Below are 18,287 nucleotides of genomic sequence, written 5' to 3' on the forward strand. Positions count from 1 at the left end.
GGAATATTTTATAGTTTATTTCTTATAAAACTTAGCATACTTTCTATACGCAAAGAAACCTAATAGGGTTACCATTGCACAAGAAATCCCTATAATTTTGACGCTCATTACTTGATCTCCACTTGCATAAGAGTGTAATCCTGCTAGATAAAAGTTCACGCCGAAGTAGGTCATCATGATACTTGCAAAAGCAATTATAGACATCAGATTAAAACCGAAACGACCACGAAGTCCAGGAACCAAACGCATGTGAATTACAAACGCGTATACCATAATACTAATTAAAGCCCAAGTTTCTTTAGGGTCCCAACCCCAATATCTTCCCCAACTTTCGTTTGCCCACATACCACCAAGAAAGTTCCCAATAGTAAGCATCACTAAACCAACCGTTAAAGCCATTTCATTTATAATGGTCAACTCTTTGATATTGACTAACATTTTTTCTTTATTCTTATCTGTAGTTGCAATCATTAAGATAAGAGAAACGATTCCTAAAATCATTCCTAGAACAAACGGTCCATAACTAGCTACAATAATAGATACATGTATCATTAACCAGTAACTATTTAAAACGGGTTGCAGGTTTGCAATCGCTGGATCTAACCAGTTTTGATGCGCAAAGAACAAAATAATAGAAGCTACAAATGCGGTAGAAGCAATGGTTAAGTCACTTTTTCTTCCAAAGAATAAACCAAATAACATTGCAGACCAAGCTACATATAACATGGTTTCATAGGTATCACTCCAAGGTGCATGACCAGAAATATACCAACGTGCTATTAAACCAACAGTATGAATAATAAATAAAGCTATAATTAGCCACTTACTAATTTTTACAGCAACATCGATACCTTTTCTTTTACTACTTAATATTTGCGTGATTAAAAACACAAACATTAAAAATCCTGCTAACAAGTAATAACGATACAGTTTTTTAAAGATATTATATTTGTTATAGCTAATCTCTGCGCTTATCTTATTGTCGTTAAGCATTACCGTACTTCCGTATTTATGCTGTGTTTTATTAAAGGATTCTAATAATTTCTCAGCTTCCGAGTAATCTCCAGATTGTTTCGCTTTATTTAAAGTAAATAAATATGCTGAAAATCCAGAATTCACAAAGTTTCCGTAAAGTGAATCTGTAATTTTTTCTTTGTAACCTTCTTTTCTATATTCTAAAGGAGAGATCCACTTATTATTATCGTCTTCCGGAATTGGAAATATTTTTAGTGTTAATCCTTCAATCGCATTAGACAAAATAGTTGCGCGTTGATCTGCTAACTTTAATTCCTTTTGGTACCCGTTAGGTGATTTCGTTTTATACGCATCTTCTAAATACGGATTCAACTTATAGCTTAAGTTTTCATCAAAGAAATCTACAATAGTTGCATATTTTTTATCTTTTGGAATACCTAAAATAGTTTTAAGCGAATCTGTTTGCATTGGCTTTAGGTATATAATTGGCACGTTATACCAAAGCAACGGACTCTCGCTTATAGAAAGTAATATTTGATTAGGTGTTAATCCTGCATACGTTTCGCTATGATGTATTTTTCTAACTAACTCGGATGCATATGTATTCATTGGCATCATACGACCACTTAAATCCTGAATAACTAATCGTCCAAATTTATCGGCATGTTCTTTTGGTGTCGCATTAGCGATTAAAATAGAATCAATTTGTGCTCCTGTAGGCGCTTGGTGTTGCTCTTCTTGTGCAAAAGTCTGCATTGCAAAACAAAGAAACACTACGGAAAGTAATTTTGCTTTTTTCGCTTTAATCTTATCTAAATGTCTTCTTAGGTCTCCAAATCTAGATCCTTTAGAAAAGAATATAGCTATCATACCAAAGTACAATAAGAAATATCCTAAATAGGTAATCCAAGTTCCCCAAAAATCATGGTTTACAGAAAGAATGGTTCCTTTTTCATCTGGATCGAAGTTTGATTGAAAAAACTTATAACCGCCATGGTTTAGAATATTATTCATAAAAATTCTATAATCGAAGTCCCCTCCATTTTCATCCAAAACCGTTACTTCACTAGCGTAAGAAGAATAACTTCTTTCTGTTCCAGGATAGCGTTCTGCTATAAAATCGTTTAATTTAATATTAAAAGGAAGCTCTAAAACCTTTGCTCCGTAACGGAATGCAAAGTCTAAACCTCCTATTTTAACCTGTTTAAAAGCATTATTTTTATATGGTCCACCAAGTAATCCAACATTTTTGGTTTCCCCATTTGCAGTTACTTTTAAAACAATACCATCTTCATCACCTTTTAGCATTTGTGATTTTTGCACAATACCAAAATCTCCTTTTACCACAGGTTTAGGAAAAACCATTTGCATACTACCAATTACATAACGAGAACGTAAAATTAATGGTTGCAAGCTGTCTTTTACTAAGGTTCCTGTTGCCATGGTTGCCATAGTCATATATTCTCCTTCAAAAGGCGAATTAATGTTTAGCTGATCTCCTTCTTGCGTAATGTTTATGGCTCCTTTGGTTGGCTTATTTAATGCTATTAAAACACTATGAATACTTTGTACTTCTCCAGATTTTAAAAAGTGATTATGAGGTCCTTCTCCTCCTGCTTCCACTATTTTAAGATATTCTTCTCCAGTTTCATTTGGAATTATATCTTCTTCTGCTCCTCCAACAAATTTCTCTAAAGAAATACTAACTGGTTGGTTATTATAACGAACATCTACTTCAAAACTATTTTCTAAACGAGGCGAAAAATCTACCGCACGTTCTACTGGTAATCGTTGTGGAATACCATCAATTTCATAGTCTCCATCAATATAAGTTGTAATGTATGTTTTTTGGGATAAGAATTTATTTTCAGTAGCTCCTTCACGAATTGGCATCATACCTTCAAAACTAGCATAACGTGTAATAAATGCACCTAATAATATAAAGATGAAAGATAAATGCAATATTAATGTTGCCCATTTTTCTTTTTTATATAATCGGAATCTAAAAATATTTCCAACAAAATTAATAACAAAAAATAGCATAATTCCCTCAAACCACCAGGTGTTATATACTAAATTTCTACTGTATGGCGTTGGCGAGGTATCCATTCCTGCGTCCATAAAAGTACCAACAGCCATTGCGGTTGCAAATAGAATAAAAAGTATAGCAGTTAGTCTAGTTGAAAACAGAATATTGGAGAGTTTTTTTAACATAATAACAAGCTTTTTTTTGCTCGTGCAAATTTACAGATTTTTGTTTGTTTAAAACCAATAATGAAGTTAAAATTGAAGTTAAAACTGTAACATCATTTGAAACATGAAATAGAAGTTAAAGCACTTCCAAAGATGTAAATTCACAAAGTAGTTATTGCGGCGCTAAATCTGTAATAAGAATTTTATCATAACATACGGCATACTATTTAAGCAACAATGCCTACTCCTTCCCTCTCGCAGCAAAAATATTCATATACATAAAAGTGCCCATTTTTCGCGCTCTTCTTTTTGCATTATCTGCAATTTCACCTTCAAACAACTCATCTAGAGTTTGATACCATAAATTTAGCCATATGCCAAAGTGTAAATTATCAATAGTATGATTAAATTTTTTATCCACTTTAACATGTGCCGCTAAAGGATTGCCATGGTATTTTTTTTCTAGTTTTTTGGTCATAAAAAGACTGGTTTCCCAAAAACTAGTTAAATGGTCTAGATGTGCTTCCCAATCTTTAATAGTATCATTAAAAAATGGCCCAAGCTTTTCGTCTACTTTTACTTTTTCATAAAAATTGGAAACTAATAAAAAGATATCTTCTCGAGTATTTATATCGGATTTATTCATGTATTCGAAATTAAGTCTTTATTTTTAAACAAAGGAATTAAATATTCTTAATTAGTAATTGATTATTCTTATTATTTTAGCAAAATGATTAACATAGTATTACTTGGCGCAGGAAATGTAGCAACACATTTATATAAGGCTTTTACAAACGCGGAGAAAGTAACTGTAAAGCAATGGTACAATAGAAATTTAAGAACTATTGAAAAGTATAAAACCAAAGTTGCAATTACAGATAATTTAGAGGATTTAGTAGAAGCAGATATTTATATTTTAGCGGTAAGCGATGATGCCGTTGCCGATTTATCTTCACAACTTCCATTTGAAAACAGATTAGTGGTGCATACTTCTGGTAGTGTAAGCTTGTATGCTATTGACAAAAAAAACAAACGAGGTGTTTTCTATCCGTTGCAAACGTTTAGCAAAGCGGCAAATGTAGATTTTTCGGATGTTCCTTTATGTCTAGAAGCGCTTAAAAACAAAGAAGACCTTCCAATATTAAAAAAATTGGCAAAAGCTATTGGTAGTCAGCCGCATAAAGTAAATAGTGATCAACGTGCTGCTTTGCATTTGGCTGCTGTTTTTGTGAATAATTTCACCAATCAGATTTATAGATTAGCGCATGAAATCACAGAATCTCAAGGTGCAGAGTTTGAAATTCTAAAACCATTAATTAAAGAAACTGCTAGGAAACTAGATGAAGTTTCTCCTTTTCTAGCGCAAACTGGTCCTGCAAAACGCAATGACAAAAAGACGATAAAAAAACATTTAAAAGCGCTAACCGATAAACACCACAAAGAAGTTTACCAACTACTTACTAAATCGATACAAAAAACACATAATCCTGCTGTAAAATCAACAGAAAAATCTATTAAAAATTAAATACGATGGAAGACAAAAGCTATAAAGAATACCTCAATCAAATTACTACATTTATTTTTGATGTAGATGGTGTTTTAACAGATGGAACAGTAACTATTACTACTTCTGGTGAGATGCTAAGACGCATGAATATTAAAGATGGTTACGCTTTAAAAACTGCGGTAGATAAAGGATATCATGTATGCATTATTTCTGGCGGAAGTAATGAAGGTGTTAGAAAACGTCTAGAGAATTTAGGCCTGACAGATATTTACCTTGGCGCGCATAATAAAACGGAGCAACTTAACGATTACCTAGAAAAGCACGATTTAAAATTAGAAAACGCTTTATATATGGGTGACGATATACCAGATTTTCCAGTTATGAAATTGGTTGGATTACCTTGTTGTCCGCAGGATGCTGTTCCAGAGATTAAAAGTATTTCTAAATATATTTCACATAAAAATGGTGGAAAAGGTGCTGTTCGTGATGTTATTGAGCAAGTACTTAAAGTACAAGGAAAATGGAATGGAAGTTTTGATGCCAAGTATGATTAGTGTTTAGTAAAAAAAACATTCGTGTATTAGTGACAACATTATTAATTATTCCTTATTAACTTTTCATTAAATGCTTAGCATTCTAAACCTTATTCGCTGGAAAAACCTTTTACTGATCCTTTTAGTACAGTTACTCATTAAATATGCGCTTTTCGAGCCTTTCGGAGTTACCATTACATTACACGGTTTAGGTATTTCTATATTAATTTTAGCAACGCTTTGTTTGGCTGCAGCCGGAAATATAATCAATGATATTTATGATGTGGAAACCGATTTAGTAAACAAACCGAATCGCGTAATTGTTGGTACATCTATTTCAGAAAAAACAGCATACAATCTATTCTTTGCACTTAATATTATAGGTGTTGGTCTTGGCTTTTACTTATCACATATGGTTGGTAAAAGTCCGTTTTTTACGTTGTTCGTGATTATCTCAGCACTGCTTTATATGTATGCTTCTTATTTAAAACGACTCCCTTTTATTGGTAATATTGTGATTTCTATTTTAGTCGCTTTAAGCCTAATTATTGTTGGTATATTCGATTTACTTCCTGCCATAACAGCTTCTAATAAAGATGCACAATTCACGTTTTTCAAGATTATTTTAGACTACGCTTTTTTCGCTTTTATTATAAACCTCATTCGTGAAATGGTAAAAGACATGGAAGATATTGATGGTGACTATAAAGCACAGATGAATACTTTACCAATTGCCATTGGAAGAGATCGTACAAATAAAATCATTTTTGTTCTTTCGTTAATTCCAATACTTGCCGTTGTTTATTACGTCACTACCTTTTTATATAAACAAGAACTCGCGGTAGCCTATTTTTTATTACTAATTATAGCACCTCTTATTTATAGTAGTATCAAAATATTTTCTGCTAAAGCAAAGAAAGACTACACCCATATAAGTATTATTTTAAAGTTTGTTATGCTTTTCGGAATGCTTTCTATGCTACTTTATCCTTTAATTCTAAAATAATGCTGAAAGAAAAACTAAAAAAATACAACCTAATTCTTGCATCTGCTTCGCCTAGACGACAACAATTTTTTAAAGATTTAGATCTAGACTTCCAAATACAATTAAAACCTGTTATTGAAGAATACCCCGAAAAACTTCGCCATTTTGAAATCACAGATTATTTAGCGCAATTAAAATCCCTTCCTTTTAAAGAAGGTTTACAAGAAAAAGATATTTTAGTAACTAGTGATACCATTGTTTGGCACAACAAAAAAGCATTAGGAAAACCAAGAGATAAAGACGAAGCATTTCAAATATTAAAATCTTTAAGCAATGCAACCCACGAAGTAATTACATCGGTTTGCTTTACGACTAAAACTTCTGAAAAAACAGTAAGTAATGTCACCAAAGTAACTTTTAAAAAGTTGTCTGATGAAGAAATTAATTACTACCTAGATAACTTTAAACCGTACGATAAAGCAGGCGCTTACGGCATTCAAGACTGGATTGGCTACATCGGAATTACAAAAATTGAAGGTTCTCATTATAATGTAATGGGACTACCACTTCATTTGGTTTATCAAACACTTCTTGAAATGGTAAACTAATCACAAGTTGTTTCTTTTAGAACAAAATCTGAATTATCTTTGCCTTTCAATAAGGATTACCACTTTCGTGGAAATAAAATATAAATTTTAATGAAAGATTTTTTTGCTACTTATAACGACCAACTAATAAATTCTTTAATTGTTATAGGCTTATTACTAGTCTTATCGTTTATTTTAAAAATTTCTATTCGTAAAATCGGAAGAAAATCAGAAATAAACAAAGCTAGAATTCAATTAATAAATAGATATACTTCGGTAACCTTATTTTTTATTGGATTACTTATAGAATCTTTTATTTTTGGTGCACAAGTAGAAGATCTCGCTTTAGTATTCTCTTCTGTTTTTGCTGTAATAGGAATCGCCCTTTTTGCAATTTGGTCTATATTAAGTAATATTACTTCTGGAGTAATTATGTTTTTCTCTTTTCCGTATAAAGTTGGAGATAAAATTCAAATTCACGATAAAGATTTCCCAATAGAAGCTATTATAGAAGACATTAGAGCTTTTCAATTACATCTAAGACAAGATAATGGTGATTTAGTAACCTATCCCAATAACCTCATCTTACAAAAAGCGGTAACACTAATTCAAAAAGATGCTATTGAAGATTTTGAACATGGCTCTGACCTAATCTAAATATTAAGTTAAATAAAGACTAAAACCATTCTACACGCTAGTATCTTTTTTATATTTGGTTACTAAACTAACTAAAATGATGCGCAAGCTACTACTCTATTTTTTTATTTCTCTATTTACCGTTACAAGCTCACAAGCACAACAACCTAAAAAACCAAACGCTTCCCAGATTTTCGAATCTATAAAAAAACTTAATTTTTTAGGATCTGTTTTATACGTTGCTGCACATCCAGATGACGAAAATACACGTTTAATCTCGTACATGGCAAATCATGTAAAAGCACGCACTGCTTACTTATCGCTGACTCGAGGTGATGGCGGACAAAACTTAATTGGTCCAGAAATTAGAGAACTTCTTGGTGTAATAAGAACCCAAGAATTACTTACGGCACGAAATATAGATGGAGGCGAACAACGGTTTACAAGAGCTAACGATTTTGGGTATTCCAAACATCCAGACGAAACATTGGCTATTTGGAACAAAGAAGAAGTTTTAAGTGATGTTGTTTTGGCTATTAGACAATTTAAACCAGACATTATTATTAATCGATTTGACCACAGAAGTCCAGGGTCTACACATGGTCATCATACCAGTTCTGCAATGTTGAGCTTGGAGGCATTCGATATTACAAACGACAAATCAAAGTACCCAAGCCAACTAAATAACACTAGCGTTTGGCAGGCACAACGTGTATTTTTTAATACCTCTTGGTGGTTTTATGGAAGTCAAGAAAAATTTGATAAAGCCGATAAAAGCAAACTTTTAAACTTTGATATTGGTGCATATTATGCGTCTAGCGGATTGAGTAATACTGAAATTGCTTCCTTAAGTAGAAGTCAGCATAAATCACAAGGATTTGGTAACACAGGAACTCGTGGTAGCCAAATGGAATATATCGAATTGATTAAAGGGGAAATGCCTTCGGATAAATCCAATATTTTTGAAGGAATTGATACCACATGGAATCGTATTACTGGCGGAAATGCTATAGGAAACATTTTATACCAAGTAGAAAAAGATTTCGATTTTACAAACCCTTCCGCTTCCATTCCAGAATTACTAAAAGCATATACATTAATTGAAAAATTAGAGGATAATCATTGGAAACGAATTAAATCCGAAGAAATTAAAAACCTCATCTACAATTGTGCAGGATTATACTTAGAAGCAGTAGCTGAAAACAATCACGCAACAGCAAATGAAACGGTAAATTTAAACTTGGAGCTTATTAATAGAGCTTCTGAAAACGTACAATTAAAAGGGATACAAATTAATGAGGACGCTGTTGTTTCCGAAGAAAAAATATTAGCAAAAAACGAAAATTTAGCACTTAAAAAATCCTTTACAGTAAAAGCAAATCAAGAAGTAACCACGCCATATTGGTTAACAAAAAAAGGAACGCTTGGCATGTATCAAGTGGATGATAAAAGCCTCATTGGAAAGCCCGAAACACCACGTTATTTTAATGTGACTTTTAATTTAAATATTAATAATGTTCCTATTAGTTTCACAAAGCCAATAATCTACAAAACCAACGATCCTGTAAAAGGCGAAGTGTATAAGCCTTTTGAAATCACTCCCGAAGCTTCCGCTAAAATCACAGAAAAAGTAATCATTTTTGAAAATGATTCACAAAAAGAAATCCCGGTAGTTGTTCGCGCAGGAAGAGATAATTTAGAAGGATTTGTAGAAATTGCACATCCTAAAGATTGGAGCGTTTTTCCGGAGAAACAAAAATTCTCAATAACGTATAAAGGACAAGAGCAGACTTTAATTTTTACTATTATTCCTCCAAAAAATCAAAGTGAAGGATTAATAACGCCGATGGTTCACGTTGGTGAAAAGACATACACCAAAGAGCTTATTGAAATGGACTATGACCACATTCCGTTTCAAACGGTTCTATTACCAAGTGAAAGTAAAATCGTTCGTTTAGACATTCAAAAAAGAGGTGAAAACATTGCATATATTGAAGGTGCTGGAGATGTGGTTCCAGAAAGTTTACAACAAATTGGTTATAACGTTATTACTATAAAACCAGACGATATAAACGCAGAAACTTTAAGCAAATTTGATGCTGTTGTTGTGGGTATTAGAGCATACAATACGGTAGAAACCTTAAAATTTAAACAACAAGCTTTATTTGATTTTGTAGCTAATGGTGGAAACATGATTGTGCAATACAACACGAACCATAGATTAAAAACCGAAGCACTTGCTCCGTATTCTTTAGAACTTTCTAGAGATCGTGTAACCGACGAAAATGCGAAAGTAACTTTGTTAAAACCCGATCATGAGTTACTTAATTTTCCGAATAAAATAACAGAACAAGATTTTGAAGGTTGGACACAAGAACGTGGTTTATATTTCCCAGACAAATGGTCTAAGGAGTTCACCCCTATTTTATCGATGCATGATAAAGGAGAATCTGCAAAAAAAGGAAGTTTACTAGTTGCCAAGCACGGAAAAGGATATTATATATACACCGGATTGAGTTTCTTTAGAGAATTTCCTGCTGGCGTTTCTGGAGCGTATCGCTTATTTGCAAATATGTTGAGTATTGGTAAAGAGAATATGAATACCGAAAACGCAATAAAGCACTAAATTTCCATATGAGCTTGTCGTAAACTTTGAACAAGTGCGACCTAGAATAACTTCGTTTCAAATCATCTTTAAAACTAACTGTAATGAACCAACCAAAATACAAATGGAGTAACATGTACACACTAGTACTTGTAGCCAACGCAATCTATATCCTTGTTTTTTACTTTATAACCAAAGCACTATAAATTATGCAAACATTAGATTGGATTGTACTTATTAGTACTTTATTACTTATTGTTGGTTATGGAACATGGCAAACGCGTGGCAGTAAAAACGTTCAAGATTTTTTAAAAGGTGGAAATTCCTCTAAATGGTGGACCATTGGTTTATCGGTAATGGCAACGCAAGCAAGTGCTATTACTTTTCTTTCTACTCCCGGACAAGCATTTAATGACGGAATGGGTTTTGTGCAATTCTATTTTGGATTACCAATAGCCATGGTTGTGATTTGCATGGTTTTTATTCCGTTGTATCACAAACTCAAAGTCTATACTGCTTATGAATTTTTAGAAACTAGATTCGATTTAAAAACAAGAACGCTAACGGCAATTTTATTTTTAATACAACGAGGTTTGGCAGCAGGAATCACCATTTTTGCACCGGCAATTATATTATCTGCGGTACTTGGTTGGAATTTATTATTACTAAACATCATTATTGGAGTTCTAGTAATTATTTATACTGTTTCTGGTGGTACACGTGCTGTAAACGTAACACAAAAACATCAAATGGTTGTGATTTTCACAGGAATGGTGATCGCTTTTGTTTTAATCATTAATAAACTACCTGCAGATATTACTTTTTCTAAAGCTTTAGATATTGCTGGAGCTAGCGGAAAAATGGAGGTTTTAGACTTCTCTTTCAATTTAAATAATCGCTATACATTTTGGTCTGGAATTATTGGTGGAACCTTTTTAATGCTTTCCTATTTTGGTACCGACCAAAGTCAGGTGCAACGTTATCTTTCTGGTAAATCGCTAAGAGAAATGCAATTAGGATTGATTTTTAACGGTCTATTAAAAGTACCTATGCAATTCTTTATTTTACTAGTTGGTGTGATGGTATTTGTGTTTTATCAATTCAATCCTGCGCCAATGAATTTTAATCCGACAGCAACGGAGGTCGTTTTAAATTCGGAATATGCAGAAGCATACAAAGGACTTCAGCTAGAACAAGAAAAAATATTTAACGACAAGCAAATCTTAATAAATAAATATACTGCGGAAGAAAGTGAACAGTTAAAAAACTACATCCATCTTGCAAATCAAGCAAGTGATGATATTAGAAACGAAGCAAAACTTTTAATTGATAAAGCTGGTGAAGCACAACAAGTAAAAGTGGAAAGCAACGATAAAGATTATGTGTTTATTCACTTTATTTTAAACAACTTACCAAGAGGATTGATTGGTTTATTATTGGCGGTTATTTTAAGTGCTGCAATGTCTAGTACTTCTAGTGAATTGAATGCTTTAGCAAGTACTACTACTATCGATTTGTACAAGCGTAATACGAGTGAGAAGACAGACGAAGAAATGGTTAAAACCTCCAGATTATTTACATTAGCTTGGGGAATTATAGCCATTGGCGTGGCTTGCGTAGCCAATCTTGCCGAAAATTTAATTCAATTAGTGAATATCATAGGTTCTATTTTCTATGGCAATGTTTTGGGGATTTTCCTTCTGGCATTTTTCTTTAAAACGGTAAAAGCAAATGCTGTTTTTGTGGCTGCATTAATTACACAAGTACTTGTAATTAGCTTATTTCTTTTAAATGAATACGAATTTATAAACCTTCCGTTTTTATGGTTAAACTTTGTCGGTTGTATGCTAGTGATGGCTATCGCTTTGCTTATTTCGTTTAAAGATTTAAGAAATAATAGCAGATTAGCTTTATCTCTAATTGCCGTTGCTTTATGCAGTTTTGGCTATGTTGTAATGCTTTAATAGAAGTTTTAGAGGAAACTAATTATTCATTTATAGATATCCCTTGTGTAGTAAAAGATAAACCTTGTTGCCCATAGGTTGTAATCATTACGGCTTCAAAAAAAGGAGCCTGAGCGTTTTTTGGTGTTAACCAATCAAAAACAAAATTGGCTCCAGTCCCGCCAGATTTATCTTTTTCCGCTATAACAATCTCTATAGTTTGCATGGGTTTTATAAAAATTGGTTTTTCAAAATACGTTTTTGTTAAGTCCCCTTTAGTATCAAAATAATTGGCGTTTTTCACAAAAATAGTATCCCTTTTATTAATATTTCTAATACTTACTGTTGCTGTTAAATCATGTGTTTTATGTTCTGTAGTACTATATACTTGCGAGTAAACAGATAAATAGGTAGATCCTGCTTTTAGGGAATCGTTTAATTTTTTTTCCCATTTTATAGATTGCCAATTCGTAGATGGTAAAGCATCATATTTTGCTTTCTCATCACATCCAAATACCGATAAAACAACCAAAGTTACTAGTAATACATTTTTCATATTTAATAATTTTTAAACCATTTGACCTATATCTATATCTCCTGTAAATCTATGGTAAGTATATGTAATCGCAATCTTCTTTACATCCTAATAATTTAAGAGAAATAATAAAGCATCACAAATTTAACTTACTATTTTAATAAATATAGTTTTATAATAGAAAAAATGATTTCTTAACAAAATGTTAATTTAAGGCACAATATTTGTTAGGCTTCGACTACTAAAACCTAAACTATGAGACAACTACTACTTTTTTTTACTGGTTTATTAATTACTACTTTTTCCTTTTCTCAAAATAACACACCTAAAGAACCGCTTTACGATGTTATTAATAATGGTTATTTTAACACCTATAACCTAGAGAGTTTTTATTTACACACCAACAAAAGCATATATTTCTCTCAAGAGGAAATATTTTTTAAAGCCTATGTGGTACATGAAGAAGACAACAAACCATCTCTAGAAACCTCTAATCTTCATATTAACTTATACGACTCTGATAATAAACTGGTTTTAAGCGAATTGTTTTATACCGATAACGGCACATCTTATGGATCTATTCCAATTCCGACAGACATAAAAACAGGAAATTACACCATTCAACTAAACACGCAATGGAATACAAACTTTAAGGAAGGCGCTCTTTTTCCTATTCAAATTTATAATATAGAGGATACCACAACTTCTATAGAAACAATAGAAAACAATGAAATAGTTACCACTAAAAACAATCTAAAAGAAGTATTACTTATTGAAAATAAGATAGGGTACGTACTACAAAAAACCGAACCTAAAAACAAGGATATGGTTACGTTTCAGCTAAAAACCAACAGCACTACTGTCGTAGCAGAAAAAGACAAATTTATCTATGCTGTTTTGCATAAAAAAGGATCTGCAAAATCTGTAGCACCAATAAAACTAATACAAGGGATTAATACGTACACCCTAAATTTTAATACCTCCGATTTATTTAAAGGCACAAATACGATTACTGTTTTTAATAAACAAAATAAAATTTTAGCACAAAGAAATTATTACAATAAACCACAAAAGGAAATAGATATTACCTCTAGTGTATTAACGGAAACCAGCGACTCTATACGTTTAAATATTAAACTATTAAACATCCTGAAAGAAACTAATATTAGTATTTCTGTTTTACATGAACAAACGAAAGCGGTAGATAGTAATGCTACCATTACTAAAACATTACTAGCAAATACGGATGATGTTTTAGCAACAAGCAGCTCTTACGATGCTTTTCCGTATAGAAACAGAACAAATACAATACCAATTCTAGCGAATGAAAATGGTTTACAAATTACTGGAACCGTTAATACTAAAATAAAGAACACCAAAGACTATAGCGTTATGCTGACCTCTCATGCAAACAATTTATTAGTAACGAGTCCTATTAGTTCTGATAAAAAATTTGAATTCCATAATTTACTACTAAAACATCCTTCCGATTACAAGCTTTCTTTAGTAAACAAGAAAGGAGAAATCGCAAAAGGAGAATTCTATATTTATAAAGATTTTATTGGCTACAAAGCAGATCGTATTTTAAAAAATAATACGGTCAAAAAAATCACCGTTAAAAATACTACGGAAGAAAAAGTCAAAGAAGATAAAAACGATATAGTTAATTACTTCCCTGTAAATAAAGAAATAGAAGAATTGGAAGAGGTTTTTCTAAAGGATGTGATATCTATAGAAACAAAAAGAATTAAAGAAATAAAGAAAGAGAATCCGTATTTAGGAATTAGCTCTGGTTTTTCTGACAACTACTTGATTGATTTAGATAAAGACAGTAATGCAAGTCTTACGGATTATTTAATGAAAATTCCAGGAATACGAGTAGTTTATGATTTTGGGGTTATTAGAATATATAAAGACAGGAAAACTACTTTAAATAAGGGTGCTAACGCATCCCTTATGTCTGTATTTGTAGACGGCATGTCTTTTAGTCAAGAAGATGGATTAGATATTGCACACCTAAATGTAACCGATTTTGAATTAATAACGATAAATATTTCTGGAGCTGGTTATGGTATGCAAGGCTCCAATGGCGTTATCAACCTAATAACCAGAGGTAATTTGAATTATAACAAAAACCGAACTGCTTTCGCAAAAGACTACGAAACAGAGATAGGCTTTAACATAGAAAAAAGCACGCTAGAAGATAGTAAATTATACTTTCCAAATTTGCAATCCAACTATTATTTTAAAGCTATAGACTGGATCCCGAACTACACTTTAAAACCGAATAGTTCTAATATTTTGAAAATAAAAAAATCTAAATACGAAAAGATAAAACTAATCATCAATGGGTTTAATGCTGATGGTGATTTAATCTATAAAGTAATAGAATTATAAACACATAGAATGGTGAAAAATTATTTATCAATACTAATTATTTTTATATAGATGAAATAAATATCTTTAGCGCTAAACGTATAAAAACATGAAATATTCTACTGCTTTACTATTGGTATTATTCTTTATTTTTAATATCAGTTTAGCGCAAAACGATAGTGCCTTTGCACCCAATTCACTTGTTTCTCAAAACAGCACAAGCAAAGACCCGATCTCTAATATTATTAATAATGGTTATTTTAACACCTATAATTTAGAGAGTTTTTATTTACACACCAACAAAAGCATTTATTTCTCTCAAGAGGAAATATTTTTCAAAGCCTATGTGGTTCACGAAGAAAACAACAAACCATCTCTAGAAACTTCTAATCTTCATATTAACTTATACGACTCTGACAATAAACTAGTTTTAAGCGAATTGTTTTATACCGATAACGGAACTTCTTATGGATCTATTCCAATTCCGAAAGACCTAAAAACAGGGAATTACACCATTCAATTAAACACGCAATGGAATAAAAACTTTAAGGAAGGTGCTCTTTTTCCTATTCAAATTTACAATATAGAGGATACTACAACTTCTATAGAAACAATAGAAGACAATGAAATAGCTAACCTGAAAAACAATACAAAAGAAGCATTCGTTGCAGAAAATAAAATAGGATACATATTACAAAAAAAAGAGCCTAGAAATAAAGAGATTGTTACGTTTCAACTAAAAACCAATAGTAATACTGTAGCAGCGGAAAAAGAAAAATTCGTCTATGCCGTCTTACACAAAAAAGGATCCGCAAAATCTGTTGCTCCAATAAAGTTAATACAAGGAATTAATACCTACACGCTAAATTTTAATACCATTGATTTATTTAAAGGCACAAATACGATTACTGTTTTTAACCAACAAAATAACATTTTAGCACAGTGTAATTATTACCATAAACCGGAAAAGGAAATAGATATCACTTCTAGTATATTAAAAGAAACCAGCGATTCCATAAGCTTAGATCTTAAATTATTAAACATCCTGAAAGAAACTAATATTAGTATTTCGGTTTTACATGAACAAACAAAAGCTATAGATAAAGAGGCTACCATTACTAAAACACTATTGGCTAATACGGATGATGTTTTAGCAACAAGTAGTTCTTACGATGCTTTTCCATATAAAAACAGAACAAACATAACTCCTATTCTTGAAAATGAAAATGGTTTACAAATTACTGGAACCGTTAATACTAAAATACAGAATACCAAGAATTATAGCGTTATGCTCACCTCCCACGCAAACAATTTATTAATTACTAGCCCTATTAGTTCCGATAAAAAATTTGAATTCAAAAATTTACTAATAAAATACCCTTCCGATTACAAGCTTTCTTTAGTAAACAAGAAAGGAGAAATCGCAAAAGGGGAATTCTATATTTATAAAGATTTTGTTGCGTATAAAGCAGATAGTATTTTAAAAAATAATACCGTCAAAAAAATCACCGTTAAAAATACTACGGAAGAAAAAGCAAAAGAAGAGAATAACAATAGTGAAATAGTGAATCTCTTTCCGGTAAACAAAGAAATAGAAGAACTGGAAGAAGTCTTTTTAAAAGATATAGTTAACAAAGAACAACAACGATTAAAAGAAATTAAAAAAGAAAATCCGTATTTAGGAATTAGCGCAGGGTTTTCTCAAGATCATTTAATTGATTTGGAGAAAGATGGCGTAAAAAGTCTGATAGAATATCTTGAAGCTCTGCCAGGAATTCGCATACAAAAATTAGATAACGGGACCTACACAATACTCAAAACAAGACCTACAAGTATCACGTCCACAGCGCTCATGTTATTTTTTATTGATGGTGCTCCGATGAGTCAAACCGATGGTTTAGATATCGCTGAATATAGCGTTACCGATTTTGAACTAATTACCGTTAATATGTCTGGAGCTGGTTATGGTCTGCAAGGATCTGGAGGTGCTATAAACTTAATAACTAGAAAAGGTTTTAGTCGCAAAAGAAACAAAACGATTTTTGCTAAAGACTATGAAACACAAGTCGGTTTTAACATGAAAAAGAGTACGTTTGCGGATAGCAAACTGTACTTTCAAGATTTACAATCCACCTATTATTTTAAAGCTATAGATTGGGTTCCTAATTTTACTGTAAAACCTAATCGTTCTAATATTTTAAAAATCAAAAAATCTAAATACGAAAAGATAAAACTAATCATCAATGGGTTTAATGCTGATGGTGATTTAATCTATAAAGTAATAGAATTATAAACACATAGAATTAGTAAAGAGGAATTAATCGCCACTAGTTTTAGGAATACTTATTTTAGGAATACTTAATAAAAAATTTACTACTTTTAACACTAAACTCCTACAAATATGCAATACGCGAACAAATTACTTTTAGTACTATTTTTTGTTTTTAATATCAGTTTAGCACAAAATGATAAAAGCGCTGCAACAAATACATTTGTTAAAGAAAATAACTTTTTACACAAAGAGTATTTAGAAAAATTTTCGCTGCATACTAATAAGTCTGTATATTTTTCAGGAGAAGACATTTGGTTTAAAACCTATGTAGCTTATGATATCACGGAAACACCAAGTTATAGAACCACAAATTTGCACATAAACATCTATGATGCAGATAAAAATCTAATAGCGCATCAATTAGTTTTAGTAGAAAACGGAAAGGTATCAGGAAGCATTAAACTTCCAGAAGATTTAAAAACAAACACCTATTATATACAGCTAGACACCAACTGGAATCGTGGTTTTAATAATGCGTATATAAAACCAATTCAAGTAAATAATTTGCAAGATGGTTTTATAGACTCGCAAGAAAACGAAGTATCCAAAAACGAAGCTATTCACTTTCAGTTTTACCCAGAAAGTAATGTACTATTAGACAACACCGAAAACACGATATATTTTACCGTTTCCCAAAATAATACACCTATTGCATTACGTGCCAACGTAACGGATGCTAATGGAGAAGTTATTTCTGAAATCACTAGTGATAAAAACGGACTAGGAAACTTTGTTTTAAAAGCTTATTCTGAAAACAACTACTATGTTGTTGTAAATAATCTAAAATTCGAAATACCTAAAGCACAAGAAACTGGTTTTATCATTCATAAAACAGAAAATGTAGAAACCAATGATGTAGTAGGCTTAAGTATAGCAACAAATAAAGCCACCATAGAGCAGCAAAAAGGAGAAACTATTTTTGCTGTAATTCACAGAAAAGGATATGTATTATCTGCCATTCCGGTAACGATAAGCGAAGCATATTATAGCTATAATTTAAAGCTTTTAAAAAACGATCTTTTTAATGGCGTAAATACAATTACGCTATTTAATAGTAGGAATCAACCAATTGCAGAACGT

Annotated in this window: 13 protein-coding genes; 10 read left to right on the forward strand and 3 right to left on the reverse strand. The window is 31.7% G+C overall.

Going from position 1 to position 18,287, the window contains the following annotated elements; translation table 11 throughout:
• Positions 1 to 15: 15 nt before the first annotated feature.
• Positions 16 to 3,189 carry a cytochrome c biogenesis protein CcsA gene (ccsA, locus tag ACVCXO_RS08635; RefSeq protein WP_452229185.1) on the reverse strand — a complete coding sequence of 1,058 codons (3,174 nt, stop codon included), beginning with the start codon at positions 3,187 to 3,189 and terminating at the stop codon, positions 16 to 18.
• Between the two features lie 220 nt (positions 3,190 to 3,409).
• Positions 3,410 to 3,814, reverse strand: coding sequence for a group III truncated hemoglobin (locus ACVCXO_RS08640; protein ID WP_452229186.1), 405 nt, complete (start codon positions 3,812 to 3,814; stop codon positions 3,410 to 3,412).
• Positions 3,815 to 3,898: 84 nt separating this feature from the next.
• Between ACVCXO_RS08640 and ACVCXO_RS08645 the strand changes: the two genes are divergently transcribed.
• From ACVCXO_RS08645 to ACVCXO_RS08675, 7 genes are all read left to right on the forward strand, one after another.
• The gene (locus tag ACVCXO_RS08645) at positions 3,899 to 4,693 is read left to right on the forward strand and encodes a Rossmann-like and DUF2520 domain-containing protein (protein ID WP_452229187.1); all 795 of its coding nucleotides are present in this window, start codon (positions 3,899 to 3,901) and stop codon (positions 4,691 to 4,693) included.
• A 5-nt stretch (positions 4,694 to 4,698) separates the two neighbouring features.
• Positions 4,699 to 5,229: a KdsC family phosphatase gene (locus ACVCXO_RS08650; protein ID WP_452229188.1), complete on the forward strand. Its 531-nt coding sequence runs from the start codon at positions 4,699 to 4,701 to the stop codon at positions 5,227 to 5,229.
• Between the two features lie 70 nt (positions 5,230 to 5,299).
• Positions 5,300 to 6,214 (forward strand): geranylgeranylglycerol-phosphate geranylgeranyltransferase, encoded by a 915-nt coding sequence (locus tag ACVCXO_RS08655; protein WP_452229189.1) that lies wholly within the window; start codon positions 5,300 to 5,302, stop codon positions 6,212 to 6,214.
• Positions 6,214 to 6,801, forward strand: coding sequence for a Maf-like protein (locus tag ACVCXO_RS08660; protein ID WP_452229190.1), 588 nt, complete (start codon positions 6,214 to 6,216; stop codon positions 6,799 to 6,801). The genes ACVCXO_RS08655 and ACVCXO_RS08660 overlap by 1 nt, the downstream gene beginning before the upstream one ends.
• 90 nt (positions 6,802 to 6,891) lie before the next feature.
• Entirely contained in the window at positions 6,892 to 7,437 is a 546-nt protein-coding gene (locus ACVCXO_RS08665; RefSeq protein ID WP_452229191.1) for a mechanosensitive ion channel domain-containing protein, read from the forward strand.
• A 79-nt stretch (positions 7,438 to 7,516) separates the two neighbouring features.
• On the forward strand, positions 7,517 to 10,042 hold the full coding sequence (locus ACVCXO_RS08670; RefSeq protein WP_452229200.1) for a PIG-L family deacetylase: 2,526 nt from the start codon (positions 7,517 to 7,519) through the stop codon (positions 10,040 to 10,042).
• A 188-nt stretch (positions 10,043 to 10,230) separates the two neighbouring features.
• The gene (locus tag ACVCXO_RS08675) at positions 10,231 to 11,985 is read left to right on the forward strand and encodes a sodium:solute symporter (RefSeq protein ID WP_452229192.1); all 1,755 of its coding nucleotides are present in this window, start codon (positions 10,231 to 10,233) and stop codon (positions 11,983 to 11,985) included.
• Positions 11,986 to 12,007: 22 nt separating this feature from the next.
• On the opposite strand, the gene ACVCXO_RS08680 is transcribed toward ACVCXO_RS08675, so the two are convergent.
• Entirely contained in the window at positions 12,008 to 12,520 is a 513-nt protein-coding gene (locus ACVCXO_RS08680; RefSeq protein ID WP_452229193.1) for a DUF3124 domain-containing protein, read from the reverse strand.
• A 234-nt stretch (positions 12,521 to 12,754) separates the two neighbouring features.
• Here ACVCXO_RS08680 and ACVCXO_RS08685 point away from each other — a divergent pair, with 234 nt between their 5' ends.
• The 3 genes from ACVCXO_RS08685 to ACVCXO_RS08695 all read left to right on the forward strand — a co-directional run.
• Positions 12,755 to 14,896 (forward strand): hypothetical protein, encoded by a 2,142-nt coding sequence (locus ACVCXO_RS08685; protein WP_452229194.1) that lies wholly within the window; start codon positions 12,755 to 12,757, stop codon positions 14,894 to 14,896.
• Positions 14,897 to 14,984: 88 nt separating this feature from the next.
• Positions 14,985 to 17,168 (forward strand): hypothetical protein, encoded by a 2,184-nt coding sequence (locus ACVCXO_RS08690; protein WP_452229195.1) that lies wholly within the window; start codon positions 14,985 to 14,987, stop codon positions 17,166 to 17,168.
• A gap of 108 nt (positions 17,169 to 17,276) precedes the next feature.
• Positions 17,277 to 18,287, forward strand: a 1,011-nt coding sequence (locus tag ACVCXO_RS08695; RefSeq protein ID WP_452229196.1) for a hypothetical protein, incomplete at its 3' end; no start/stop codon positions are given.

The organism is Lacinutrix sp. MEBiC02404, from assembly GCF_053601575.1.

Coding starts and splice junctions, on each gene's coding strand:
- ACVCXO_RS08665 (WP_452229191.1), top strand. CDS start 6,892: ATGAAAGATTTTTTTGCTACTTATAACGACCAACTAATAAATTCTTTA.
- ACVCXO_RS08680 (WP_452229193.1), bottom strand. CDS start 12,520: ATGAAAAATGTATTACTAGTAACTTTGGTTGTTTTATCGGTATTTGGA.
- ACVCXO_RS08670 (WP_452229200.1), top strand. CDS start 7,517: ATGCGCAAGCTACTACTCTATTTTTTTATTTCTCTATTTACCGTTACA.
- ACVCXO_RS08685 (WP_452229194.1), top strand. CDS start 12,755: ATGAGACAACTACTACTTTTTTTTACTGGTTTATTAATTACTACTTTT.
- ACVCXO_RS08690 (WP_452229195.1), top strand. CDS start 14,985: ATGAAATATTCTACTGCTTTACTATTGGTATTATTCTTTATTTTTAAT.
- ACVCXO_RS08675 (WP_452229192.1), top strand. CDS start 10,231: ATGCAAACATTAGATTGGATTGTACTTATTAGTACTTTATTACTTATT.
- ACVCXO_RS08640 (WP_452229186.1), bottom strand. CDS start 3,814: ATGAATAAATCCGATATAAATACTCGAGAAGATATCTTTTTATTAGTT.
- ACVCXO_RS08655 (WP_452229189.1), top strand. CDS start 5,300: ATGCTTAGCATTCTAAACCTTATTCGCTGGAAAAACCTTTTACTGATC.
- ACVCXO_RS08660 (WP_452229190.1), top strand. CDS start 6,214: ATGCTGAAAGAAAAACTAAAAAAATACAACCTAATTCTTGCATCTGCT.
- ACVCXO_RS08645 (WP_452229187.1), top strand. CDS start 3,899: ATGATTAACATAGTATTACTTGGCGCAGGAAATGTAGCAACACATTTA.
- ACVCXO_RS08650 (WP_452229188.1), top strand. CDS start 4,699: ATGGAAGACAAAAGCTATAAAGAATACCTCAATCAAATTACTACATTT.
- ccsA (WP_452229185.1), bottom strand. CDS start 3,189: ATGTTAAAAAAACTCTCCAATATTCTGTTTTCAACTAGACTAACTGCT.